The organism is Microbacterium sp. NPDC055312, assembly GCF_053645675.1.
Genome location: NZ_JBSHMU010000001.1, coordinates 187,320 through 210,547, shown reverse-complemented (window position 1 = coordinate 210,547; position 23,228 = coordinate 187,320). Strand labels below are relative to the sequence as shown.

Annotated in this window: 21 protein-coding genes; 5 read left to right on the top strand and 16 right to left on the bottom strand. The window is 69.6% G+C overall.

Annotated elements, in window-relative coordinates:
• Positions 1 to 8: 8 nt before the first annotated feature.
• Positions 9 to 1,076, bottom strand: coding sequence for an ABC transporter ATP-binding protein (locus tag ACWIDW_RS00955; RefSeq protein WP_454122223.1), 1,068 nt, complete (start codon positions 1,074 to 1,076; stop codon positions 9 to 11).
• A 107-nt stretch (positions 1,077 to 1,183) separates the two neighbouring features.
• On the opposite strand from ACWIDW_RS00955, the gene ACWIDW_RS00950 reads away from it, so the two are divergent.
• Together ACWIDW_RS00950 and ACWIDW_RS00945 are read left to right on the top strand one after the other, a co-directional pair.
• Positions 1,184 to 1,975 (top strand): FadR/GntR family transcriptional regulator, encoded by a 792-nt coding sequence (locus ACWIDW_RS00950; protein WP_454122221.1) that lies wholly within the window; start codon positions 1,184 to 1,186, stop codon positions 1,973 to 1,975.
• 31 nt (positions 1,976 to 2,006) lie between these two features.
• The gene (locus tag ACWIDW_RS00945) at positions 2,007 to 2,714 is read left to right on the top strand and encodes a cache domain-containing protein (protein ID WP_454122219.1); all 708 of its coding nucleotides are present in this window, start codon (positions 2,007 to 2,009) and stop codon (positions 2,712 to 2,714) included.
• Positions 2,715 to 2,856: 142 nt separating this feature from the next.
• Here the strand turns inward: ACWIDW_RS00945 and ACWIDW_RS00940 are convergent, their stop codons facing one another.
• Positions 2,857 to 4,059, bottom strand: a complete 1,203-nt coding sequence (locus ACWIDW_RS00940) for a PrsW family intramembrane metalloprotease (protein ID WP_454122217.1) — start codon at positions 4,057 to 4,059, stop codon at positions 2,857 to 2,859.
• Between the two features lie 59 nt (positions 4,060 to 4,118).
• Between ACWIDW_RS00940 and ACWIDW_RS00935 the strand changes: the two genes are divergently transcribed.
• Positions 4,119 to 4,988: a fumarylacetoacetate hydrolase family protein gene (locus ACWIDW_RS00935; protein ID WP_454122215.1), complete on the top strand. Its 870-nt coding sequence runs from the start codon at positions 4,119 to 4,121 to the stop codon at positions 4,986 to 4,988.
• A gap of 66 nt (positions 4,989 to 5,054) precedes the next feature.
• Here the strand turns inward: ACWIDW_RS00935 and ACWIDW_RS00930 are convergent, their stop codons facing one another.
• The 4 genes from ACWIDW_RS00930 to ACWIDW_RS00915 form a co-directional block, all read right to left on the bottom strand.
• Positions 5,055 to 6,515, bottom strand: coding sequence for an aspartate ammonia-lyase (locus tag ACWIDW_RS00930; RefSeq protein WP_454122213.1), 1,461 nt, complete (start codon positions 6,513 to 6,515; stop codon positions 5,055 to 5,057).
• 61 nt (positions 6,516 to 6,576) lie between these two features.
• On the bottom strand, positions 6,577 to 7,485 hold the full coding sequence (locus tag ACWIDW_RS00925) for a phosphodiesterase (RefSeq protein ID WP_454122211.1): 909 nt from the start codon (positions 7,483 to 7,485) through the stop codon (positions 6,577 to 6,579).
• Between the two features lie 38 nt (positions 7,486 to 7,523).
• Positions 7,524 to 7,853 (bottom strand): peptidase, encoded by a 330-nt coding sequence (locus ACWIDW_RS00920; protein ID WP_454122209.1) that lies wholly within the window; start codon positions 7,851 to 7,853, stop codon positions 7,524 to 7,526.
• Positions 7,850 to 9,325: an anion permease gene (locus tag ACWIDW_RS00915; RefSeq protein WP_454122207.1), complete on the bottom strand. Its 1,476-nt coding sequence runs from the start codon at positions 9,323 to 9,325 to the stop codon at positions 7,850 to 7,852. The genes ACWIDW_RS00920 and ACWIDW_RS00915 overlap by 4 nt, the downstream gene beginning before the upstream one ends.
• Positions 9,326 to 9,476: 151 nt before the next feature.
• On the opposite strand from ACWIDW_RS00915, the gene ACWIDW_RS00910 reads away from it, so the two are divergent.
• On the top strand, positions 9,477 to 11,597 hold the full coding sequence (locus tag ACWIDW_RS00910; RefSeq protein WP_454122205.1) for a S9 family peptidase: 2,121 nt from the start codon (positions 9,477 to 9,479) through the stop codon (positions 11,595 to 11,597).
• Positions 11,598 to 11,627: 30 nt separating this feature from the next.
• Here ACWIDW_RS00910 and ACWIDW_RS00905 read toward each other — a convergent pair whose 3' ends face one another.
• The 7 genes from ACWIDW_RS00905 to truB form a co-directional block, all read right to left on the bottom strand.
• Complete coding sequence (locus ACWIDW_RS00905) at positions 11,628 to 12,656, bottom strand: ATP-dependent 6-phosphofructokinase (protein WP_452321420.1); 1,029 nt, start codon at positions 12,654 to 12,656, stop codon at positions 11,628 to 11,630.
• A gap of 220 nt (positions 12,657 to 12,876) precedes the next feature.
• Positions 12,877 to 15,042 (bottom strand): DEAD/DEAH box helicase, encoded by a 2,166-nt coding sequence (locus ACWIDW_RS00900; protein WP_454122203.1) that lies wholly within the window; start codon positions 15,040 to 15,042, stop codon positions 12,877 to 12,879.
• Between the two features lie 167 nt (positions 15,043 to 15,209).
• Complete coding sequence (locus tag ACWIDW_RS00895) at positions 15,210 to 15,842, bottom strand: hypothetical protein (RefSeq protein WP_454122201.1); 633 nt, start codon at positions 15,840 to 15,842, stop codon at positions 15,210 to 15,212.
• Positions 15,843 to 15,908: 66 nt separating this feature from the next.
• The gene (locus ACWIDW_RS00890) at positions 15,909 to 16,859 is read right to left on the bottom strand and encodes a bifunctional riboflavin kinase/FAD synthetase (RefSeq protein ID WP_454122199.1); all 951 of its coding nucleotides are present in this window, start codon (positions 16,857 to 16,859) and stop codon (positions 15,909 to 15,911) included.
• Positions 16,856 to 17,275, bottom strand: coding sequence for a hypothetical protein (locus ACWIDW_RS00885; RefSeq protein WP_454122197.1), 420 nt, complete (start codon positions 17,273 to 17,275; stop codon positions 16,856 to 16,858). Before ACWIDW_RS00885 ends, ACWIDW_RS00890 begins: the two co-directional genes overlap by 4 nt.
• A gap of 44 nt (positions 17,276 to 17,319) precedes the next feature.
• Positions 17,320 to 17,688, bottom strand: a complete 369-nt coding sequence (locus tag ACWIDW_RS00880) for a hypothetical protein (protein WP_454122195.1) — start codon at positions 17,686 to 17,688, stop codon at positions 17,320 to 17,322.
• Positions 17,685 to 18,578 (bottom strand): tRNA pseudouridine(55) synthase TruB, encoded by an 894-nt coding sequence (truB, locus tag ACWIDW_RS00875; protein WP_454122193.1) that lies wholly within the window; start codon positions 18,576 to 18,578, stop codon positions 17,685 to 17,687. The genes ACWIDW_RS00880 and truB overlap by 4 nt, the downstream gene beginning before the upstream one ends.
• 73 nt (positions 18,579 to 18,651) lie before the next feature.
• Between truB and ACWIDW_RS00870 the strand changes: the two genes are divergently transcribed.
• The gene (locus ACWIDW_RS00870; RefSeq protein ID WP_454122191.1) at positions 18,652 to 19,554 is read left to right on the top strand and encodes an A/G-specific adenine glycosylase; all 903 of its coding nucleotides are present in this window, start codon (positions 18,652 to 18,654) and stop codon (positions 19,552 to 19,554) included.
• A gap of 31 nt (positions 19,555 to 19,585) precedes the next feature.
• On the opposite strand, the gene rbfA is transcribed toward ACWIDW_RS00870, so the two are convergent.
• The 3 genes from rbfA to ACWIDW_RS00855 all read right to left on the bottom strand — a co-directional run bounded on the left by rbfA (position 19,586) and on the right by ACWIDW_RS00855 (position 23,219).
• Positions 19,586 to 20,014 (bottom strand): 30S ribosome-binding factor RbfA, encoded by a 429-nt coding sequence (rbfA, locus tag ACWIDW_RS00865; protein ID WP_454122189.1) that lies wholly within the window; start codon positions 20,012 to 20,014, stop codon positions 19,586 to 19,588.
• Positions 20,015 to 20,080: 66 nt separating this feature from the next.
• Positions 20,081 to 22,852, bottom strand: coding sequence for a translation initiation factor IF-2 (gene infB / locus ACWIDW_RS00860; RefSeq protein ID WP_454122187.1), 2,772 nt, complete (start codon positions 22,850 to 22,852; stop codon positions 20,081 to 20,083).
• Between the two features lie 94 nt (positions 22,853 to 22,946).
• Positions 22,947 to 23,219, bottom strand: a complete 273-nt coding sequence (locus tag ACWIDW_RS00855; RefSeq protein ID WP_454122185.1) for a YlxR family protein — start codon at positions 23,217 to 23,219, stop codon at positions 22,947 to 22,949.
• Between the last annotated feature and the right edge of the window lie 9 nt (positions 23,220 to 23,228).

Below are 23,228 nucleotides of genomic sequence, written 5' to 3'. Positions count from 1 at the left end.
CAGGGGTGTCAGGGAAGCCGTGCGGCGTGCACCGGGTTCCAGGTGGCGCGCACCCGATCGCCTCGACGGGGTGCGGCGGCTCCGGAGGCCTGATGCGCGTTCGGCCGCTCCACGATGATGTCGACGCCGGCATCCGAGGTGATGAGATAGCGGGTGGCCGGGCCGGTGTAGACGACCTCCGCGATCGTGCCGACCAGCCCCACGTCGCCGTCGGCGAGCGCGTCGGACGTCTCGTGCATCCGCACGCGCTCGGGCCGGATGCTCATCGTGCGGCGCGTGCCGGTGAGCTTCTCCGCGAGTTGAGCCCCGATGAGATTCGACAGCCCGAGGAAGCGCGCGACGAACTCCGTCTGCGGCTCTTCGTAGACGGCCCGAGCGGTGCCGATCTGCTCGATGCGACCGTTGTTGAAGACGGCGACGCGATCGCTCAGCGTCAGCGCCTCCTCCTGGTCGTGGGTGACGAAGATGAACGTGATCCCGACTTCGCGCTGGATCTGCTTGAGCTCGATCTGCATCTGCTCGCGCAGCTGCTTGTCGAGGGCTCCGAGGGGTTCGTCGAGCAGCAGCACCTGCGGCCGCAGGATGAGGGCGCGGGCGAGGGCGATGCGCTGACGCTGACCGCCCGAGAGCTGGTGCGGCAGTCGATCGGCGACGTGGTCGAGGTGCACGCGTCGCAGGGACTCGGCGACCTGCTCGATCCGCTCGCTCTTGTTCGTCCCCTTCACACGCAGTCCGTAGCCGACGTTCTCCGCGATCGTCATGTGCGGAAAGAGCGCGTAGTCCTGGAAGACGGTGTTGACCTCGCGGGCGTGCGGAGGCGTGCGGGTGACGTCGACGCCGGAGAGGCGGACGGAGCCGGAGGTCGCCTCCTCGAATCCGGCGATGATGCGCAGCACCGTGGTCTTGCCGGATCCCGACGGTCCGAGCATGGAGAGGAACTCCCCCGGCGCGACCTGCAGATCGAGGTCGCGCACGGCGGTGAAGTCGCCGAAGGACTTGGTCAGGCCGGACAGCATCACGCTGCCCTTGGCCGAGGTGTCGCTCGCGGCAGGGGCGGCCGGCGCAGCAGTCGTCATCTCGTGCTCCTCGATCCTCGTCGATTCGGAAGGTCGTTTAAACATATAAAACCGTAGGTCATATTTCAAGTCTTCTGCCGCCGTCGATGTCGTGGAAGAATCCAGACATGGAATCGCTGACCTCCCCCTCCGGTGCGCGCACCGGCTCGGATGGTCCGCGCAGCCGCCATCCGCATCGACTGCAGGGCGCCCTGTTCCAGTCGATCGGCGACGAAGGCAGAGCAGAGCTCGTCGAACGCCGTCTGGTGGACGCGATCCACCGTGGTCACCTGCGCGCCGGCGAGCGGCTGCCCTCCGAATCCGATCTCGCCCGCAGCTTCGGAGTGGCGCCGGTCACGGTGCGCGAGGCTCTGCTCACGTTGCGCGCTCAGGGACTGATCGTCACACGTCGCGGACGCAACGGGGGCAGCTTCGTCGTCGACGACGCCGATCCACTCGCCTTCGCCCGCGACGCGCTGATGCGCACCTCGCGGCTCGCGCTGCGCGACATGGGAGCCCACTACGGTGCGATCACCGTGGCCGCCGTCCGTCTCGCCGCGCGCCGCGCCGATGCCGGCGAGGCCGGCCGGGTGCGTCGTCGCCTGGAGCTTCTCGCGGATCTCGACGCCGACCAGCAGCGCCGTCTGCTCGATGATGTGCTCGTCGAGCTCGTCTCGTTGAGCCAGTCGGCGCGCCTGACCCGCGAGCAGATGAAGCTGCAGGCCGAGTTCTCGCCGTATCTTCGCCTCGCCGCCCCCGACGGCGCGGGACTGACCAGGCAGGCCTCGTCGCTCACGGACATCATCCGCGCCGTCGAGGAGAGCGACCCCGATACGGCGGCGACTCGCACAGAGCACCTGATCCTCGACGCGCTCGACGCTCTCGTCCAGCTGCAGAGCTCACCCCCGGACATCTCATGAGCATTCCCATCGACGTGCACTGGAGGACGCGATGACCACACCCACCACCACCGCTTCGGCAGAAGCCGCCCGCATCGTCGAGGACTACTTCGGTGCCCCGATCCGCACGCTCGGCGGCTGGGTCGGATCCTGCGCCGAAGAGCTAGCCCGTGTGCTGGGCGAGGGTCCGCTGACCCGGCCTCACCTCGACGCGATCGTCGAGCCGTACGCCGCGCGCACTCTGGCGCTGGACGACGTGCCCGTGTACGGTGCGGGGTTCATCGCCGCGATCGACCTTCTCTCCGACGCCCGCAGCCACCTCGCATGGTGGCAGGGCGAGGGCGGAAGACAGCTGGTGCTCGCCTCGCAGTCGGTGAACAAGGAGTACATCGACTACAGCGAGCTGGAGTGGTACCGCGTGCCGATGAGCACCGGAGGACCGCATGTCGCCGGTCCGTACGTCGACTATCTGTGCAGCGACGAGTACACGATCACGATCGCCGTTCCCGCGAGCGAGGGCGGGCGCCTGCTGGGCGTCGCCGGGCTCGATCTTCTCGTCGCGGATGTGGAGCGCGAACTCATTCCGCGCTTCGCCTCGCTCGGGCACGAGGTGACCCTGGTCAACGGCGTCGGCCGCGTCGTGGTCTCCACCGATCCGCGCTGCGAGACGGGGGACTCGGTGCGCGGCAGCAGACTCGCCGATCTTCCCCGGATGTCGTGCGACGGCGTCGCCCTCGACGTGATCGTCGAGGGCATCTGAACTCGCGATCGGTGCAGAGGTCTTGACTTCACCGGGCGTGCGAGGCACGCTGTGTGTAGATCAACTCAGCGCCCGGGAGACTCGCAGGCATCGCCGCAGCACCGGGCGCTGAGTCTGTCCCGGCGCGGATGCGCTGGCACTGTCAGTACGCGAGCAGGCGCGCTCTGGCATCGCGGGTGCGCATCAGCAGCGCGTGCTCGTCTGCTGCAGCCAGCGGGTCGCGACCGGTGATCGCCCGCTGGCGCACGGCAGCCAGCGCCGCGGCATCGCGGATGAACGACTGCATCACGCGCCGACGGTCGCCGCGCAGACCGGATGCCCACTGCATCCCCGTCCGGCGGCCGGCCGGCGTCGCCAGCATCTCGACCTCCTCCGGAGTGAACCATCCGGCGGCGGCGTAGTCGCCCAGGCGCAGACGCGTCAGGCGCGACTCCTCCCGGCGCAATGCCAGGATCGCGATGATGAAGCCGATGAAGAGCGGAACCTGGGTGGTGATGTACAGCGCGAGGAAGTCGCCCAGCAGGGACGAGCCGTTCCAGTACGCGTGAAGGAGTGTCGCGCCGATCAGACCGACCGCGCCCGATCCGACGGCGGAGGCGGTGCTCGCGCCGCGCCGCGCGGCCAGGCCGATGGCGAACCCGGTCAGGGCGGTGAACATGGCGTGCGCGAACGGCGAGACCAGTCCGCGGAGGATGAAGGTCATCGTGAGCTCCACCGCACCTCCGGAGGTGAGGCTGGTGCCGAAGTACTGGATGTTCTCGGTGAACGCGAAACCGGCACCCACGAGCGCCCCGTACACGACGCCGTCGACGGGACCGTCGAAGGCACGTCGCCCGATGACGAACACGACCAGGACTCCGACGCCCTTCGCGATCTCTTCGATCACGGGCGCCTGGATGACCGCCGCGAAGAACTCGTTGCGCGGCCCCACCGCCAGAGCGAACGCCAGGTCGACGAGCAGGGTGATGCCGACGGCTGCCACCGCGCCCCAGCCGAGCGCGAAGATCACGAGGCTCTTCGGCTCGGGCTCCCACCGATCGATCATCCGCACACCCGTGAGCACGATCGCCAGCGGCACGATCGCGAGGACGAGTCCGACGACCGACGCGCCGACGCCGAGGAACAGCGCGAAGTAGGCGATCAGCGCGATCAGCAGGAACGCGAGCACGCCGAACGCCCACACCGATGCGCTCCGCCCCCGCCTCGCGGGCACCGGCAGGGCCGGCATCGCCGGGGCGGGTGCGGGTGCCGACGGCGCCGGCGGGGCGTACCGGGAGCGACCGGCGAGCAGCGTCGGGAACGGGTCTGAGGGCTGCGCGGGCGAGGGTCGTCCTCCAAAGCTCATGGCCAAAGCCTAGAGGCCACCTCTGCCGCGGGCTGCATCGCGCCCGGTAGCGTAGAGGCATGCGTTTCGCCCATCTGAGCGCTCGCGATTCCGAGGCTCTGCAGCTCGCCGTCATCGACGGCGCGGAGGCCACCCTCGTCAGCGACCTCCTCTCCCCCGCCCCCTCGACCCTGCAGCAGCTGATCGAGGGCGGTGACGAGCTGCTCGCGCGGCTGCGCGCCGTGTACGCCTCGGGCACCGCGCCCCGGCATCCGGTGGCGGATCTGCGCTTCGGCCCCGCCGTCGTCGCGCCGCCGCTGATCCTCGCGGTGGGCCTGAACTACGCCGCGCACTCCAGCGAGCTGGGACTCAAGACCGACACCGCGCCGACCGTCTTCACGCTGTGGCCCAACTCGCTCGGGGCGCACGAAGGCACAGCGACCTGGCCGCGCGAGCTGAGCGAATCCGTCGACTACGAAGCAGAGCTCGGTGTGATCATCGGCCGCGCCGCGAAGGACGTCACCGCTGACGAGGCGCTCGACGCGGTGTGGGGCTACACGGTCGTCAACGACATCACGGCGCGCGACATCCAGTTCGCCGAGGCGCAGTGGTCGCGCTGCAAGTCGTTCGACGGCTTCACCCCGACCGGTCCGGTCGTGGTGACCGCTGACGAGATCACCGACCCGCAGGACCTGCACATCTGGGCCGTCGTCGACGGGCAGACCGTGCAGGATGCCAGCACCGGGCAGATGGTGCGCAGCGTCGCCACGCTGATCGCGCACCTCTCATCGTCGGCGACGCTGCTGCCGGGAACCCTCATCTCCACCGGCAGCCCCGGGGGCGCCGGCTACTCGCGCGATCCGCAGATCTTCCTGCGCGACGGCTCGACCGTCACCGTCGGCATCGACGGCATCGGCGAGCTCACGACGCACTGCCGCACGCTCGGCTGATCGACACCCGTTCAGACGGCAGAAGAGGCGGATGCCACGGGCATCCGCCTCTTCCCGTCTCTGCGCTTACGCCTCGGGGAGGTCTTCCGCGGCGATCACGGGGATCGCCGCGGTCACGGTCTCCAGCCCCGACAGACGCGCCGGCGAGATCTGCTTCATGACCTCGTCACGCGACATGAGCCCCGCCTCGACGACCAGATCGGCCACGTTGCGGTTGGTGAGCAGCGCGGTCTTGGCCAGCGCCGCGGATGCGGCGTAGCCGATGAACGGGGTGAGCGCGGTGACGACGCCGACCGAGGCGCCGACCATCGCCCCGAGGCGCTCGCGGTTGGCGGTGATCCCGTCGACGCAGTTGACCCGCAGCGTCCACATCGCCTGGCGCATCCACGTGATCGACTGGAAGATCGAGTGCGCGATGACCGGCTCGAAGGCGTTGAGCTGCAGCTGCCCGCCCTCGACCGCCATCGTCACCGTGACATCCGCGCCGGCCACCGCGAACGCGACCTGGTTGACCGCCTCGGGGATCACGGGGTTGACCTTGCCCGGCATGATGCTGGAGCCGGCCTGCATGGCCGGCAGGTTGATCTCGCCGATGCCGGCCTGGGGGCCGGACGAGAGCAGCCGCAGGTCGTTGCAGATCTTCGACAGCTTGATCGCGTTGCGCTTCAGCGACGACGAGAACGACATGAACGCGCCGGTGTCGCTGGTGGCCTCGACGAGGTCGGTCGCGGTGCTCAGATCGAGGCCGCTGATCTCGCGCAGGTGCTTCAGCACGGTCGGTGCGTAATCGGGGTGGGTGGTGATGCCGGTGCCGATGGCTGTGGCACCCATGTTGATCTCGGTGAGCAGCGAGGCGTTCTCGGTGAGGCGGCTGTGATCCTCACCGAGGGTCGTCGCGAAGCCGTGGAACTCCTGACCAAGGGTCATCGGCACGGCGTCCTGCAGCTGAGTGCGGCCGACCTTGAGCACGTCGTGGAACTCGTTCGCCTTGCCGAGGAACGACTTGCGCAGCAGGTCGAGCTCGTCGAGCAGCGAGACGAGGTTGAGCGAGAGGCCGATCTTGACGGCGGTCGGGTAGACGTCGTTGGTGGACTGGCTGCGGTTGGTGTGGTCGATCGGCGAGAGGTAGGCGTAGTCGCCCTTCTCGCGGCCCGCCATCTCGAGCGCGATGTTGGTGATGACCTCGTTCGCGTTCATGTTGGTCGAGGTGCCGGCCCCGCCCTGGATGACGCCGACGATGAACTGGTCGTGGAACTCGCCGTCGATGACGCGCTGCGAGGCGGCGTCGATCAGGTCGGCCTTCTCTGCGTCGAGGACCCCGATCTCCTTGTTGGCTCGCGCACTGGCCTGCTTGACCATCGCGAGGCCGCGCACCAGATCGGGATACACCGAGATCGGGCGCTTGGTGATCGGGAAGTTCTGCTCGGCGCGCAGCGTGTGGACGCCGTAGTAGGCGTCGCCCGGGATCTCGATGCTGCCGATCGAATCGGTCTCTGTGCGGGTAACAACAGGCTCAGACGAGGCCATGTCACATCCTTGTGGGTAGTGGCGATCAGGGATTCGGGGGATGCCTTCAGTCTACGACGCTTCAGCGCGGGGGCTTGCGGGAGAACGCCTCGAGTCGCTGCTGCGGGGTGAGGGATGCCATCTGCTCGGCCCACTCGCGCGTGAAGTGCTCGCCGGTGGGCGCCTCGACGACCGGCACCACGGTGTGCGTGATGGTGTCGGGGTAGACGTGCACGAGCTGGAACGACTGCGCGGCATCCATCCCGTTGACCTCGACGTCCGGACGGGCGAGGTTCATCGTGTAGCAGGTGGCCGAAGCGACGCTCACCGGGATCCCCGCGAACAGCCCGTGCGAGGAGTAGTGCAGGTGGCCGGCCAGGATGGCGCGCACGTCGCTGCCCCGCAGCACGTCGGCGAGCTCGTCCTGGTGGCGCAGCTCGAGGATGTCGAACAGCGGGATGTGGCTGGGCAGCGGCGGGTGGTGCATCGCCAGGATCGTGCCGTGCCGGGCACCCTCGCTCAGCACGTCGCGCAGCCAGTCGAGCTGGGTCGCGTCGAGGTCGCCGTGGTGCCAGCCGGGAACGCTCGTGTCCACAGCGACCAGTCTCAGCCCGCCGAGGTCCCACACCCCGGTGACCGGCTGCTCGGTGGGCTCGAGATCGAGCAGGTGCTGCCGCAGTGCCGGGCGCTCGTCGTGGTTGCCGGCCACCCAGGCGACCGGGCAACCCAGATCGGCTGCGAGCGGCTCCACCGCGCAGCGGAGGCGGCGGTACGCGTCGGGCTCCCCCAGATCGGCGAGATCCCCGGTGACGACGATCGCCGCCGGATCGATCCCCGTGGCACGGATGGCGTCGAGCGTGCGCTCGAGGGTGTCGTCGACATCGAACCGGCCACCCAGCCGGGCTCCGCCCGCGAGCAGGTGCGGATCGCTGATGTGCACGATGACGTGCGACGCCGGGGCGTGGCGGCCGAAGGCGAACGAGGCTGACATGACCCCAGCCTAGAACCGCCCTGCCGGGCGGACGCCTGTCAGTGCCCGACGACGATGATCAGGATGCCGCCGACGACCGCAGCGCCGCACACGATGAAGCAGCCGATCGCGGCCACGAACGCCAAGGTCTTCTGCCCCTCGCTCAGCGGGCTCTTGCGTGCGGCCTTTGCGGCCTGCTTCGCGGCGTGCCTGATCTCCTTCTCGGTGAGCACGGTGATGGCATCCGTGAACTCGGCCGGGGTGACCACCGGAACCCGCCCGGCGCGCACGAGCATCCGCAGACCCAGCGCGTAGAACAGCACGATCGTCCCGGCACCCAGCAGGGCGGCGAGGAACACGCTGACGAAAGCGCCCCAGTCGATGCTCATCGTGCGTCCTCCTGCTCGTCCACGGCGATGTCCCACTCGGCGAGCTTGGCGCGCACCTTGCGGCTGGCGATGGCGTTCTCCCACTCCTGCGCGGCCTTCTCGGCGGTGGCGAATTTCAGCGCCGCCTTCTCAGCGGCGCGCTTCGCCGCCTTGATCTCGGCCGGCGACGCCCCGGCCTTCTTCAGCTTCTTGGCTCGGCGCGCGGCGCGCTCGGCCTCGTCGGCCTTGCGCTCGGCGCGCTCGAGTGCGCGCACGAGCTCCATGCGGCTGGCGCGGCGGGTGGGAGCGGGCACCTCCGGGTGGTCGACCGCGTGTCCGGACTCGGCCACATCGCTCATGGCGTTCGCGTGCGTCACGGCGTTGCGGCGCGAGTACAGGAACAGGCCCACGATGATCACCAGCGCCAGAACGGCGTCGATCGCGACGCCCCAGTTGCCGAACCAGATCACCAGGAGGGCGGCGAGGGCGCCCACGCCGCCCGCCGCGGGAAGCGTGAGCAGCCAGCCGATCGCGATCCGGCCGGCGGTCGCCCAGCGCACGGAGGCGCCACGTCGGCCGAGGCCGGAGCCGATGACCGAGCCCGAGGCGACCTGCGTGGTCGAGAGCGCGAACCCGAGGGCGCTGGAGGCGAGGATCGTCGCCGCGGTGGAGCTCTCGGCGGCGAAGCCCTGCGCGGGCTTGACCTCGGTCAGGCCCTTGCCGAGAGTGCGGATGATCCGCCAGCCGCCGAGGTAGGTGCCCAGGGCGATGGTGAACGCACAGGCGACGATGACCCAGAACTCGGGGTTGTGGTAATCCGAGCTGCTCGGGTCACCGGTCTGCCACCCGATCGTGATCAGGGCCAGGGTGATCACGCCCATCGTCTTCTGCGCGTCGTTGGTTCCGTGCGACAGCGCCACCAGCGAGGAGGTGAAGATCTGGCCCCAGCGGAACCCGGAGCGGCCGTCCGGCTTGCCGTCGTACCGGCGCGTGACGCCGTAGGCGACCTTGGTCGCGATGAATGCGATGATGCCGGCGGTGAGCGGGGCGATCAGGGCCGGGAGGATGATCTTCGACAGCACCATCCCGAAGTCGATGCCCGTGGCACCGACGCCGACCAGTGTCGCGCCGATGAGGCCGCCGAACAGCGCGTGCGACGAGCTGGAGGGAAGGCCCAGCAGCCACGTGAGCATGTTCCAGGTGATCGCGCCGATGAGCCCCGCGAAGATGAGCGGCAGGAAGATCTGCGCCCCCATCGCGCTGATCGCGTCTTCGCGGATGATGCCACCGGAGACGGTCTTCGCGACCTCGGTCGAGAGGAAGGCGCCGACGAGGTTGAGCACCGCTGCGAGAAGCACGGCCGTCTTCGGCTTGAGCGCCCCCGTGGCGATGGGGGTGGCCATCGCGTTGGCGGTGTCGTGGAATCCGTTGGTGAAGTCGAAGAAAAGTGCCAGCGCGATGACCAGCACGACGATGAGGGCTGCGGTTTCCACCGGTCTCTTTCGTTGGGACTGCCAGGGAGGGGCCGAGAGATCGGCTTGTGACGAACGAAGAGTTCACCGTGGGTTTGCCCTCCGTTAGAGGACCCGCATGAATCCTCCCACCCTGCCCGGTCGCGGTCAACTCGCCGGGTAGCGTGGCATGGTGACCGATTCTCGCATCCAGCCACCCGCACCGGCCCGCCGCATCACCACGCGCTCCCACCACGGCGACCGGTTCGACGACGCCTACGAGTGGCTCCGCGCGAAGGACGATCCGGAGGTCATCGCGCACCTCGAGGCGGAGAACGCCTACACCGACGCGAGAACCGCTCACCTCTCCGGCCTCCGCGACACGCTGTTCGAGGAGGTGCGCTCGCGGGTGCAGGAGACCGACCTGTCGGTGCCGACCCGACGCGGCGACTGGTGGTTCTACAGCCGCACCGAGGAGGGCGCCCAGTACGGCATCCACTGCCGCACCGCCGTACACGGCGACGACTGGACTCCGCCGGTGCTCGAGCCCGGGGTGCCGGTGCCGGGCGAGGAGGTGCTGCTCGACGGCAACGTCGAGGCTGCGGGGCTCGAGTTCTTCTCGCTCGGCGCTTTCGACGCGTCGGATGACGGCACCCGCCTGCTCTGGTCGGTGGATGCCGAGGGCTCGGAGCTGTACACCGTGCACGTGCGCGACCTGGCATCCGGGGAGATGCTCGACGACGTGATCCCGAACACCGGACAGGCGTTCTTCACACCCGACGGCTCGTCGATCCTGTACACGACACGCGACGAGGCGTGGCGGCCCGACACGCTGTGGCTGCACCGCATCGGCACGCCGATCGACGCCGACGTGAAGCTGTTCCGCGAGCCGGATGAGCGCTTCTGGATGGGCGCCGGCATCACCCGCAGCCGGCGGTACCTGATGATCGGAGTGGGTTCGAAGATCACCAGCGAGGAGCTGCTCATCGACCTCGCCGACCTGAGCTCCGACCCGCTGGGCGTCGAGCCGCAGGTCGTGTGGCCGCGCCGGGACGGCGTGGAGTACTCCGTCGATCACGCGGTGGTCGACGGCGAGGACCGGCTGCTGATCCTGCACAACGACGACGCCCTCGACTTCGAGCTCGTCTCGGTGGCGGCATCCGACCCCCAGGGTGAGCGGCAGGTGCTGCTTGCGCATCGCCAGGGACGACGGATCATCGACGTCGACTGCTTCCGGGACTTCGCGACCGTCGAGTACCGCAGCGACGGACTGGTGCGCTCGGCGATCATGGATCCCGCGACGGGCGCGCTCGACGACGTCGACTTCGACGAGCCGCTGTTCGACGCCTACTTCAGCGGCAACCCGGAATGGCATTCGCCGTTCCTGCGGATGACGTACACCTCGTTCATCACGCCGTCGCAGGTGCTCGACCTCGACATCGCGACCGGAGAGAAGCACCTGCGCAAGCAGATGGCGGTGCTCGGCGGGTACGACCCGGCCGACTACGGACAACAGCGGGTGTGGGCCACAGCAGCCGACGGCGCTCAGGTGCCGATCTCACTGGTGTGGAAGCGCTCGTTCGGCGACCCGGGCGCAGAGCCGCGCGCCCTGCACCTGTACGGCTACGGCTCGTACGAGCACTCGATCGATCCCGGCTTCTCGGTGATGCGGCTGTCGATGCTCGACCGCGGCGTGATCTTCGCCGTCGCGCACGTGCGCGGCGGCGGCGAGATGGGCCGGCACTGGTACGAAGACGGCAAGGAGCTGCACAAGCGCAACACGTTCACCGATTTCATCGCGTGCGCACAGCACCTGATCGGCACCGGGGTGACCGCCCCCGAGCGGCTCGTCGCCGAGGGTGGCAGCGCCGGCGGGCTGCTCATGGGCGCCGTCGCCAACCTCGCCCCCGAGCTGTTCGCCGGCATCCTCGCCGGGGTGCCCTTCGTCGACGCGCTCACCTCGATCCTCGACCCCTCGCTGCCGCTCACCGTGGTCGAGTGGGACGAATGGGGCAACCCCCTGCACGATGCCGAGGTGTACGCGTACATGAAGTCGTACACGCCGTACGAGAACATCCGCGACGGCGTGGACTACCCGCGGATCCTGGCGATGACGTCACTAAACGACACTCGGGTGCTGTACGTCGAGCCGGCCAAGTGGGTGGCGGCTCTGCGGTACGCGGGCGCGCGGGACGTGATGATGAAGTGCGAGATGTCGGCCGGACACGGCGGCGTCAGCGGGCGCTACAACGCCTGGCGCGAGCGCGCGTTCGAGCTCGCGTGGATGCTGGACGTGCTCGGCCTCGCGGACTGACCGTCCCGCGGCCGCGGGCGACGCTGCGGCTCAGCCGAACAGCGCGGCCGCTTCGTCGTAGCGGCTGCGCGGCACTGTGTTCAGCTCGCCCAGCGCCTCGGCGAAGGGCACCCGCACGATCTCGGTGCCGCGCATCGCGACCATCTGACCCCACGCGCCGTCGACCAGCGCGTCGGCGGCGTGCAGCCCGAGTCGCGTCGCGAGCACCCGGTCGAAGCCCGACGGGGATCCGCCGCGCTGGATGTGGCCCAGCACGGTGGAGCGCGTCTCGATGCCGGTGATCCGCTCGATCTCCGGCGCGAGGATCTCGCTGATGCCGCCCAGGCGCGGACGGTTGAAGGCATCGAGGCCCTTGTCGCTGTAGGCCTCGTCCATGCCCTTGAGGGTGAACCCCTCGGAGACGACGACCAGCGGCGCGCGTCCGCGTGCGGCGGCACTGCTGACCAGCGAGCAGATCTCGTCCATCGACATGGGTACTTCCGGGATGCAGATCACGTGCGCGCCCGCGGCCATACCCGCGTGCAGGGCGATCCAGCCCACGTGCCGGCCCATCACCTCGGCGACCATGCAGCGCTGATGGGAGTCACCCGTGGTGCGCAGCCGGTCCATCGCGTCGGTGGCGATGTTCACCGCGGTGTCGAAACCGAACGAGTAGTCGGTCGCACGCAGATCGTTGTCGATCGTCTTCGGCACACCGAGCACGTTGATGCCGTCCTTGGCCAGACGGTCTGCAGCCGCGAGCGTGCCCTCGCCGCCGATCGCCACGATTCCGTCGATCCGGTGCCCGTACAGGGTCTTGGCGATGTTCTCGGCTCCCCCGCGCGCACCTTCGTACGGGTTGGTGCGGCTCGTGCCGAGGATCGTGCCGCCGACCTTCGACAGTCCCTTCACCTCGTGGCGGGTGAGCGGGAAGAAGTCCCCGTCGACAACGCCTCGCCAGCCGTCACGGATGCCGACGAACTCGAGATCGTAGGCGGTGGTGCCCTTGAGCACGATCCCGCGGATGACCGCGTTGAGTCCGGGGCAGTCGCCGCCGCTGGTCAGGATGCCGATCTTCATGCTGCCGCCTTCGTGCGTCGGGGTGAAAGGGTGAAGAGGCGACACTGCCCGTTGTCGACCCTAGCGCCCATCCGAGGCCAATAGCCATTCCGCGCGCGCGAAAACGAGCGATCTTGCCGGTAGCGTCGTCGCGATACCGGGTTCTTGGTCGCACAGCACCGGAACACGCGAGAACGGACGCCAAGAATGCACATTCTTAACGCCCGCGCTCAGGTGCGCGTCACTGGGCGCTGAGAGCCTCGCGCAGCAGGTGCATCAGCGCAGCCATCTGCACCGACTCGCCGGGTTCGTCGGCGACGGCTTCGCCGTCGAGTGCCCGGGCGGCGAGACCCTGCTTCTGATCGATCAGCTCGGCGATCTTCGTGTCGAGGGTGTGCGCGGCGATGATGCGCCACGCGGTGACCGGCTCGTCCTGACCGATGCGGTGCACGCGATCGATCGCCTGGGTCTGCTCTGCCGCGGTCCAGCTCAGCTCGGCGAGCACGACGTTCGAGGCGACCTGCAGGTTCACGCCCACCCCGGCTGCGGTGAGCGAGCACACCGCCACGCCCACCTCGGGGTCGGTGTTGAACGCGTCGATCGCCTGCTGGCGCGCGGGCGTCGACTGATCGCCTCGGATCGAGACGGACTTGATCCCGGCGGCGGCGAAGTGCGCCTCGGCCTGATCCATCACGTCGACGTGCTTCGCGAAGAACACCACCTTCTCGACCGACCGCTGCAGCTGCGCGGCATAGTCGGCGGCGAGCAGGGCCTTGGCCTGGCCGATCTTGCGGACCATGGTGAAGACGTTGTCGCCGCCGGCGCCGGCGGCTTTCGACTCCTCGAGTTCGTTGTGGGCGACGAGACGCACGATGTCGTCATCGATCCCGTCCGACAGGCGCACGGAACCACCTGCAGACGCACCGTGAGCGGCCGAGCGCGCTTCGACGATCCGGCGGTACTTGGCCGCCATCCGCTCACCCAGCTCTCGCTCCGCCGCACGGATGCCTCGACCGAACTCGTCGTCGAGCTGCACCGGCAGATCCGCGATGAGCTTGTCGGGCAGGTCGGCGGCGACGTCCTTCTTCTTCCGCCGCACGATGCCCATCGAGATGACCGCATCGCGTGCCTCGGCGTAGAACGACTTGTCGGCCGGGGTCAGGCCGGTGGCATCCAGCTTCTCCATCAGCTCCGGCTCGGGCTTCTCGCCGTTCGTCCAGCCGAGGAAGCGCCAGATCGCGTCGAAGTCCTCGACGTCGTTGATCAGCGGGGTGCCCGTCAGGGCGAGCATCAGCGGGTTGCGCACGCGGTCGCGGATCCGGCCCGCGAGGGCCAGCACGTTCTGCGAGCGCTGCGACGACAGGTTCTTGATGAAGTGCGCCTCGTCGACGACCATGCCCTGCAGGCCGATCGAGCCGAGCCACGACAGGTGCCGGTCGAGGATCTCGTAATTGACGATGAACACGTCGGCGAAGGCGTCGATGTCGGCGCCGTCGCCCTGGATCACGGCGGCGCGGCGCTGCGGCGTCCATCGCTCGACCTCACGCGCCCAGTTCATCTTGACCACGTTGGGCACGACGACCAGCAGAGGGTAGGCGTTCGCGACCGACGCGGCGAGCACCGACTGCGCGGTCTTGCCGAGGCCGGGCTCGTCGGCGAGCAGGAAGCTGCGGTGCCCCGAGCGCACCGCCTCGACGAAGCGGGACTGGTGCACCATGACCTCGCGCCCCTTGGGCGATATGTGGTCGTATTCGGGGGTCGGCGGCAGCTCCATCGTGGCCGCTCCCCCGCCGGCACCCGACTCGAACGCCTTGTACAGCGGACCCATCAGCTCCCACCCGTCGAGCCGGCGGCGGGGCACCGCGGCGGGCCGCGGGGTCAGGTCGGGAGCGAGGAACGGCGACGCCAGCAGGCGCGACTCGACCGACGGCGGGGTGACCTGCTTCTCGGCGAGAGCGGCCGGAACCACCGGGGTCTGCACGATCGGTGCGATGTCGGTGATCACGAGCTCCTCGGGGGCGAGCTCGGCGCCCGACTCGAGCAGCCAGTCACGACGCATGCGCTTCGCGACGGGCGACGTGGCCTGATCCGCCTCGAGCAGCTGGATCAGCGATGTGTCGCGCGCCGCCGTCTTGGCGAGGATCGTGGCCACGCCGTCGAGCCGCTTGAGCAGCTCGACCCGGGCGGCGTCGGTCAGCTCACCGTCGGCTTTCACCCTGGCGCGCTCTTCGCGCACCAGGAAGGCGATCACCTGGAACTTCACCCGGTTGGTGGGGCCCAGTTTGGCTCGCTGCGCCTTCGCCTCGATCTCGCGCACCTTGCGCGCGAGGATCGGGATCAGCGGCGCCTCCTCGTCTCGACGGGACGTCTTCTTTCGCCGCGGGGCGGCGGTCGCCGTGCTCGGCATGCTCCTCCTGAGCGTGAGTACCGGTCATCCGGCGGGGCCGGACGATGCTCTCCGTGAGCGGCTCCGATGAGGCGACCGCGAGAATGCGGAGTGCGAGGGGTGGGTGCGGACCTGGTCAGAAACGCCGATTCCAGAACCCTCGACGACAGTCTACGCCATACCCCAGGTCATCCCCAGAGCTGCGCGACCATGTCGTCGGCGTACCCCGCCATGTCGACGTTGATCCACTTCGTCGACAGCCAGGCGTTGGCCCGGAAGACGTGGATCTCGCCTATCGCGCCGGGCATCTCGCCTTCGAACCTCTCCTCGATGAGGCAGCGCGTCTGCTGCGGGTCGCCGTCGACGACCTGGCAGTCCGATCCCTCGGCGCGATACGCATCGCGCAGGACCTTCGACTGCTCTGCGTCGACGAGGGCGACCGTCGTCGCGATGCCCACCTCCGACGCGACGCCCCAGGTGCAGCGCAGGTGCGGAAGATCGTCGATCATCTGCACCGCGACGGTCAGGTCGGTGGAGGGCATGGTCAGGGTCGGGTCGTTCGCCGGCAGGCGCGCCGCAGTGAGGCGATCGCGCATCGACGGGCTGAAGACGTCGTCGCATGCTGCGGGCAGCTCGATCGAGTCGTCGGAGGGTGCTGTCGTGCTCGAAGGAGGCGCCGACGGTGTGCTCGTGCTCGCGGGGCCACGGCTGGCTGTCGGGGTGCTGCTCGCCGTGGGCTCCGGCGTGCCGGGCGCGCAGGCGGTCAGCGCGACGGCGATGATCGCGCTGCTGACGATCGCGAGACGCATTCGAGCGGACATGACCCGATGGTACTCGGCCCGCGGCTGCCGCACCGAGCGGTCCGACGGATGCCTTCGCACGGCGGGTCAGCGGAGGCCGAGCAGTCGCTCGCGCGCGACCGACACGTCGTCCGCCATCTGCGCGATCAGGGCGTCCATCCCCTCGAAGGCCACCATGCCGCGCAGGTGATCGGTGAACTCGACCGTCACGCGATGGCCGTACAGATCGAGTCCGGTCTCATCGAGCACGTGCGCTTCGACCTGGCGGCGCTCGACGTCGTCGAATGTCGGGTTGGTGCCCACCGAGATCGCCGCGGGATGCCGGATGCCCGTCACGTGATCGTGCAGCCAGCCGGCGTACACCCCGTCGGCGGGCGCGAGTGCGTCGATCGTCTCCGACAGGTTAGCGGTGGGGAATCCCAGTTCACGCCCCCGCTTGAGACCGTGAACGACCTCGCCGCTCACCGTGACCGGCCGGCCCAGCACGGTTGCCGCCTGAGCGACATCACCGGCGGCGAGCAGCTCGCGTACCCAGGTCGACGACACCCGGCGGCCGCCGCCCTCGGGTGTGACGTCGTCGATGACATCCACCGTGAAGTCGTGCTGCGGTCCGAGCCTCTGCAGCAGGGAGGCGTCGCCCGCGCCTCCCCGACCGAAGCGGAAGTCCCGGCCGACGAGGATCACCGCCGCGTGCAGCGAGTCGACGAGGATGTCGCGCACGAAGTCGTCGGCGGGCAGGGATGCCAGCGAGCGGTCGAACGTGAGCACCAAGGTGGCGTCCAGGTCGAGCTGGCCGAGGAGTTCGATCTTGCGCTCGGTGGCGACGACGTTCTCGGGGCACAGCTCGGGGCGGAGCACCTCGAGGGGGTTGCGATCGAAGGTGACGGCGACGGTGCGCGCGCCGATCGCGCGGGCATCCGCACGCATCCGCTCGATCACCGCTCGGTGGCCGACGTGCACGCCGTCGAACTTGCCGATCGCGACGACAGACCGGCCGAAGTCGGCCGGCACCTCAGCCGGATCGCGGAAGACGATCATGCCGCCTCACCCACCGGGCGGTGGGTGCGCAGCCACCACAGGCCGAACACGGGCAGCACGAGCGGGATGAAGATGTAGCCCATGCCGAAATACGACCAGACGCTGTCGTGACCGAAGAGCGCGGGAGCGAGAAGGCTGAGCGCGCCGACCACGATCACCCCGGTCAGCTCGAAGACGATCGCGACCCACGCGACGGTGTACCAGCCGCGACGGTGCGCGAGCACGAGCGCGAGCGTGGCGAGGATGTACACGGCGGCGGCGAGCACCGAGAGGCTGTACGCCAGCGGCGCCTCGTCGAAGCGGCGGACCACCTGGACGAAGCTGCGGCCGGTGGCCGCCAGTGCCATCACGGCGTAGACGATGACGAGGACTCGGCCGATGCCCGTCATCCGGGCGCGCGAAACGGTGTGGGACATTGCGTCGTCCATCTTACGCGCGTCGGCGACACGGCCCGTCGGCGTCACGCGACCTGAAGCGTCCAGATCGCGTGCATCCGCCACAGCATGATCGCCAGCGACAGGCCGATGACCCCCAGGATGACCGTGCTCCACCGCGTGCGGTCGATCAGCGCCCACGCGGCACCGCCGACGGGCAGCAGGACCGCCGAGACGAGATAGACCCAGAACTCGAGCAGGTCTCCCGTGGGCGGGTTGCCGGACAGTGGCGCGACGATCGCGATGACCACCTGGACGATCAGCAGCACCTCGACGAGCAGCAGGCTGCCGACGGTCCAGTCGCTGGGCCGTCGTCCCGCGAGCCCGGCGACGATGCAGAACAGCCCCGCGATGCATGCGACGGCGATCTGCGTCAGGGTGAACCACAGGATCATCGCTGCACCTCCGGCATGTTCATGGCGCTCTTGATGTCCTTGCCCCGGGCCTCGACCACACCCACCAGCAGTCCTTCGGGGTCGATCGCCGCGACCTCCGCCGCCGCCAGCCGCCCGGCGTCGCCGTGCAGGCGTTTGCCGTGGCGCAGATCCTTCGCCTCATCCGCCGTCACCTGCAGCACGGGCATGGTGCGCTCGGCCGCCTCGGCGGGGGTCAGCATCGGCGCCGCAGCGAGATCGTCGATGCCGACGGCACCGGCGATGTCGAAGCCGCCCACGCGGGTGCGCCGGAGTGCTGTGAGATGCCCGCCGACCCCGAGCGCCGCGCCCAGGTCCCGGGCGAGGGCCCGGATGTAGGTCCCCGACGAGCAGTCCACGACGACATCCGCGTCGATGACGCCGTCCGCGCGCCGGATGTCGAGCACGTCGAACCGCGTCACGATGACCTGCCGAGCCGCGAGCTCGACCTCCTCGCCCGCTCGCACGCGGTCGTATGCGCGCCGCCCGTCGACCTTGATCGCCGAGACCGAGCTCGGCACCTGGGAGATCGCGCCGGTGAGGTCGGCGACGCCTGCGGCGATGCCGGCGTCGGTCACGGCGTCGACGGCACCGGGCTCGGCTCTCTCGACGGTCTCGCCCTCGGCGTCGTCGGTGCTGGTGCGCACCCCGAGCCGGATCGTGGCGGTGTAGGTCTTGTCGGCGCCGACGATGTAGGTGAGCAGCCGGGTCGCCCCCTCGATGCCGATCACGAGCAGCCCGGTAGCCATCGGGTCGAGGGTTCCGGCGTGCCCGACCTTGCGTGTTCCGAGAGCGCGTCTGGTGCGGGCGACGACGTCGTGGCTGGTCAGCCCGCCGGGCTTGTCGACGAGCAGGATGCCGGGTGAGACCATTCCTCAAGCCTAGAGCGTGCACGTCGGGGCGCCGATGCGTCGACCCGGCACGCCTCCCGCTTAGGCTGGTCGGATGTCCGTGACGTCATCGACGCCCGCCGCCGTGTGGCGCCGCGAGCTGCTCGACTGGTACGGCGCGACGGCGCGCGACCTGCCCTGGCGTCGCGCGGAGTTCGCCGCGGATTACGGCGCGTGGGGCATTCTCGTCAGCGAGTTCATGCTGCAGCAGACGCCGGTGAGCCGGGTCATCCCCCACCTCGACGCGTGGCTGCGCCGCTGGCCCACGCCGTCGGCGATGTCGAGCGCCACCCCGGCGGAGGTCGTGCACCAGTGGGCGAATCTCGGCTACCCGAGGCGGGCCCTGTGGCTGCACCGGGCGGCGATCGAGATCGTCGATCGGCACGACGGCATCGTGCCGCGCGACGTGCCCGCCCTGCTCGCCCTCTCCGGTATCGGCGAGTACACCGCGCGCGCCGTCGCGGTCTTCCACTACGGCGACCGGCATCCGGTCGTCGACACGAACACGCGGCGCGTGATCGCCAGGGCCGTCGACGGCCGGTCGCAGGCCGACGCGCCCGCGAAGCGGGACCTCGCGCGGATGGCCGATCTGCTGCCGCACGACGTCGCAGAATCGGCGGTCTTCAACGCCGCCATGATGGAGCTCGGCGCCGTCGTCTGCACGGCGCGTGCGCCGAAGTGCGCGGCGTGCCCCCTGGCATCCGGATGCGCGTGGCTGGCCTCAGGTCGGCCCGACACGGGCGACACGCGTCGCCGGCAGGCGCGCTTCGAAGGCTCAGACCGTCAGGCCCGCGGTGCCGTGCTCCGCGCGCTGCGAGATGCCGGCGACCACCGACTGGCCGCGGAGGCGGTCGTGGCCGACTGGCCGGATGCCGCGCAGCGAGACCGCGCGATCGACTCTCTCATCGCCGACGGACTCGTCGAGGCGGCAGACGGAATGCTCCGGCTGCCCCGCTGAGCGGGAGCTGCCCCGCTGAGCGGGATCGGCGTCAGTCCTCGTCCTCGTCGTCGCGACGGTACGGGTCGGCGTCGCCGGCGTGCGTCGCCGACGATGCGAGCTTCGCCACCTCGGCGTCGCGCTCGCGCGCCTCGCGCAGAAGATCGGCGATGTGGCCGGCGCTCTCGGGCAGAGCATCCGGAATGAACTCGAGCGTGGGCACGAGGCGCACGTTGAGCTGACGACCGACCTCCTTGCGCAGCAGTCCGGTTGCCGACGTGAGCGCGGCGCCGCTGGCGGCGCGCTCCTCATCCGTGCCGAGCACGGTGTAGAACACCGAGGCGTGCTGCAGGTCGCCCGTGACACGCACCTCCGTGATGGTCACGAACCCGAGCCGCGGATCGCGCAGCCCCTTCTCGAGGCGCTCGGCGAGGATGACGCGGATGCGGTCCGCGAGTCGTGCCTGTCGTTCTCCAGCCATGTTCCCATTCCCTCTGAGGACGAATGAGGGGCGCCTTGCGGCGCCCCTCACCTCGTGTGGACTCGATCAGCCGCGAGGCTTCTCGACGAGCTCGGTCGTCTCGATCTCGTCGCCGATCTGGATGTCGTTGTACTTGCCCAGGCCGATACCCGCCTCGAAATCCGTGCGGACCTCGGTGACGTCGTCCTTGAAGCGGCGCAGCGACTCGATGGCCAGGCCATCGGCGATGACGACGCCGTCGCGGATGACGCGCGCCTTGGCGTTGCGCGTGATCGTTCCCGAACGGACGATGACACCGGCGATGTTGCCGAACTTCGAGGAGCGGAACACCTCGCGGATCTCGGCGACACCCGACTTGACCTCTTCGTACTCCGGCTTGAGCATGCCCTTGAGCGAGCTCTCGATCTCGTCGATCGCAGAGTAGATGACCGAGTAGAACCGCACGTCGACGCCCTCGCGGGCGGCGGCCTCGCGGGCCTTCGGGTCGGGGCGGACGTTGAAGCCCACGATGATCGCGTTGTCGATCGTCGCCAGGTTCACATCCGACTCCGTGACCGCACCGACACCGCGGTGGATGATGCGCAGCTGCACCGAGTCGTCGACCTCGATCTTGAGCAGCGACTCCTCCAGCGCCTCGACGGCACCGGACACGTCGCCCTTGATGATGAGGTTGAGCGTCTCGACCTTGCCCTCTTCGAGAGCGCGGGTGAAGTCCTCGAGCGAGATGCGCTTGCGGGCCTTGGCCAGCAGGGCGTTGCGCTGCACGGCTTCACGCTTCTCCGCGATCTGACGCGCCATCCGGTCTTCCTCGGTGACGATGAAGACGTCGCCGGCGCGCGGCACCGAGTTCAGCCCCTGCACCTGCACCGGACGCGACGGTGCGGCGGACTCGACCGCCTCGCCGTTCTCGTCGAGCATGGCACGCACGCGACCGTAGGCGGTGCCGGCGACGATCGCGTCTCCGATGCGCAGCGTTCCGGACTGGATCAGCACGGTGGCGACCGAACCGCGGCCCTTGTCGAGCTTCGCCTCGATGGCCACGCCACGGGCGGCCTTGTTCGGGTTGGCCGTGAGGTCCAGACCCGCGTCGGCCGTCAGCAGAACAGCATCGATCAGCTCCTGGATGCCGGTGCCCTGGCGTGCCGAGACGTCGACGAACATGACATCGCCGCCGTACTCCTCGGCAACCAGCCCGTACTCGGTGAGCTGCTGGCGCACCTTGGCCGGGTTGGCCTCGGGCTTGTCGACCTTGTTGACCGCGACCACGATCGGCACGCCGGCGGCCTGCGCGTGGTTCAGCGCCTCGACCGTCTGCGGCATGATGCCGTCGTCGGCGGCGACCACGAGGATCGCGATGTCGGTGACCTGGGCACCACGGGCACGCATGGCGGTGAACGCCTCGTGACCCGGGGTGTCGATGAAGGTCACCGCACGGTCGATGCCGTCGTGCTCGGTCCAGATCTGGTACGCACCGATGTGCTGGGTGATGCCACCGGCCTCACCCTCGATGACGTTCGACTGGCGGATCGCGTCGAGCAGACGGGTCTTACCGTGATCGACGTGACCCATGACGGTGACCACCGGCGGCCGGATCTCGAGATCCTCGCCGCTCTCGGCGTCGAGCTCGCCTTCCAGGTCGAGACCGAAGCCCTCGAGGAGCTCCTTGTCCTCGTCCTCGGGCGACACCATCTGGATCTTGTAGCCCAGCTCCTCGCCGAGCACCTCGAAGGTGGCCTCGTCCAGCGACTCGGTGGCCGTGGCCATCTCGCCCAGGTTGAAGAGGATGGTGACCAGGGTGCCGGGCTGAACGGTGTATCCGTTCAGGGCTTCGAGCTTGTCGGCGAAGTCCGCGATGGACGCACCGCGGCGCAGACGGATGGTCTCGCCGTTGCCCTTCGAGACGTTGACGCCGCCGACGACCGGCGCCGACCGCATCTCGAACTCTTGGCGCTTCGCCCGACGCGACTTGCGCTGCTTGCTCTTGCCGCCGCCCTTGCCGAAGGCACCCGCGGTGCCGCCACCGGGGCCACGACCGCGGCCGCCGCCACCGGGACGGCCGGCGAAGCCGCCGCCCGGGCGCTGGAAACCGCCGCCCGCACCGGCACCGGCACCGCCGGGACGGCCGGGAGCACCGGGACGCTGCTGGAACGGTGCGCCGGGACGACCGCCCTGACCGCCGCGTGCGCCGGGACCGCCGGGACGACCCGGACGCGGAGCGCCGACACGGGGGGAACCCGGACGCGGCGCCTGCGGACGCGGGATGTTGCCCGGCGTGGGACGCTGGCCCATGCCCTGCTGGGAGGCGAACGGGTTGTTGCCCGGGCGGGGACCGGCGGGACGCTGCCCCATGCCCTGAGCGGACGAGAACGGGTTGTTGCCGGGGCGCGGGGCACCGGGCTTCGGCGCGCCGCCGGGCTTGGGGGCGCTGTCGCTCGCCGCGGGAGCGCTGCCGCCGGGCTTCGGAGCCGCGGACTTGGCGGGGCCGGGCGTGGGTGCGTCGGACGTCGCTGCCGGAGCAGCGGGCTCGGCGGACGCGGGCGCCTCCGCTGCGGCCTCGACCGGTGCGGCCTTCTTGGCGGGCCCCGGCTTGGGACCGGGGGTCGGCGCCTTGGACGATGCGGTGGCGGACTTGGCCGCCGGCTTCGCCTCGGTCTTCTCAGCCGGCTTCGCGTTGGGGTCGGCCTCGATCGCAGCGCGCAGCTTGCGCGCCACGGGGGGCTCCACCGTCGAAGACGGGCTCTTCACGAACTCGCCGAGCTCCTTGAGCTTCGCGAGCGCGAACTTGCTGTCGACGCCGAGTTCAGCGGCGATCTCGTGCACACGTGGTTTGGCAGCCACAATTCTCCTGTCTGGGTCGGTCCGCCCAGGCAGGGCAGACCACTAGTCGCGGACGGGTCTCATTTCGAGCCGTTCACTTTGTTTCCATAGCCGTTCAGCCTTTGTTCCGGTGGAAGTGCCGTTGGATGGTCTGCGCGTCCTCCGCCTCGGGGAATCCGATGGACGGCGGCACGCGGAGTGCTCGTGCGAAGGCCCGTCGCCGCAGGGCGGTGTCGAGGCACTCGAGCGAGGGATGCAGCCACGCGCCCCTCCCCGGCAGAGCAGCCCGCTCGTCGATGACGAGCCGGTCGTTCTGCACGACCACCCTGATCAGGGCGGATCGAGAGGCACGACCGCGGCAGCCTACGCACGTTCGTACAGGATCCATCTTACACCT

Excerpts from the sequence above, each read along its gene's own strand:
- ACWIDW_RS00935 (WP_454122215.1), top strand. The coding sequence starts at position 4,119 with ATGCGTTTCGCCCATCTGAGCGCTCGCGATTCCGAGGCTCTGCAGCTC.
- ACWIDW_RS00950 (WP_454122221.1), top strand. The coding sequence starts at position 1,184 with ATGGAATCGCTGACCTCCCCCTCCGGTGCGCGCACCGGCTCGGATGGT.
- ACWIDW_RS00905 (WP_452321420.1), bottom strand. The coding sequence starts at position 12,656 with ATGAAGATCGGCATCCTGACCAGCGGCGGCGACTGCCCCGGACTCAAC.
- truB (WP_454122193.1), bottom strand. The coding sequence starts at position 18,578 with ATGGTCTCACCCGGCATCCTGCTCGTCGACAAGCCCGGCGGGCTGACC.
- ACWIDW_RS00890 (WP_454122199.1), bottom strand. The coding sequence starts at position 16,859 with ATGATCGTCTTCCGCGATCCGGCTGAGGTGCCGGCCGACTTCGGCCGG.
- ACWIDW_RS00920 (WP_454122209.1), bottom strand. The coding sequence starts at position 7,853 with ATGAGCATCGACTGGGGCGCTTTCGTCAGCGTGTTCCTCGCCGCCCTG.
- ACWIDW_RS00945 (WP_454122219.1), top strand. The coding sequence starts at position 2,007 with ATGACCACACCCACCACCACCGCTTCGGCAGAAGCCGCCCGCATCGTC.
- ACWIDW_RS00885 (WP_454122197.1), bottom strand. The coding sequence starts at position 17,275 with ATGTCCCACACCGTTTCGCGCGCCCGGATGACGGGCATCGGCCGAGTC.
- ACWIDW_RS00855 (WP_454122185.1), bottom strand. The coding sequence starts at position 23,219 with ATGGATCCTGTACGAACGTGCGTAGGCTGCCGCGGTCGTGCCTCTCGA.
- rbfA (WP_454122189.1), bottom strand. The coding sequence starts at position 20,014 with ATGGCTGGAGAACGACAGGCACGACTCGCGGACCGCATCCGCGTCATC.
- ACWIDW_RS00870 (WP_454122191.1), top strand. The coding sequence starts at position 18,652 with ATGTCCGTGACGTCATCGACGCCCGCCGCCGTGTGGCGCCGCGAGCTG.
- ACWIDW_RS00900 (WP_454122203.1), bottom strand. The coding sequence starts at position 15,042 with ATGCCGAGCACGGCGACCGCCGCCCCGCGGCGAAAGAAGACGTCCCGT.
- ACWIDW_RS00895 (WP_454122201.1), bottom strand. The coding sequence starts at position 15,842 with ATGTCCGCTCGAATGCGTCTCGCGATCGTCAGCAGCGCGATCATCGCC.
- ACWIDW_RS00930 (WP_454122213.1), bottom strand. The coding sequence starts at position 6,515 with ATGGCCTCGTCTGAGCCTGTTGTTACCCGCACAGAGACCGATTCGATC.
- ACWIDW_RS00925 (WP_454122211.1), bottom strand. The coding sequence starts at position 7,485 with ATGTCAGCCTCGTTCGCCTTCGGCCGCCACGCCCCGGCGTCGCACGTC.
- ACWIDW_RS00880 (WP_454122195.1), bottom strand. The coding sequence starts at position 17,688 with ATGATCCTGTGGTTCACCCTGACGCAGATCGCCGTCGCATGCATCGCG.
- ACWIDW_RS00940 (WP_454122217.1), bottom strand. The coding sequence starts at position 4,059 with ATGAGCTTTGGAGGACGACCCTCGCCCGCGCAGCCCTCAGACCCGTTC.
- ACWIDW_RS00955 (WP_454122223.1), bottom strand. The coding sequence starts at position 1,076 with ATGACGACTGCTGCGCCGGCCGCCCCTGCCGCGAGCGACACCTCGGCC.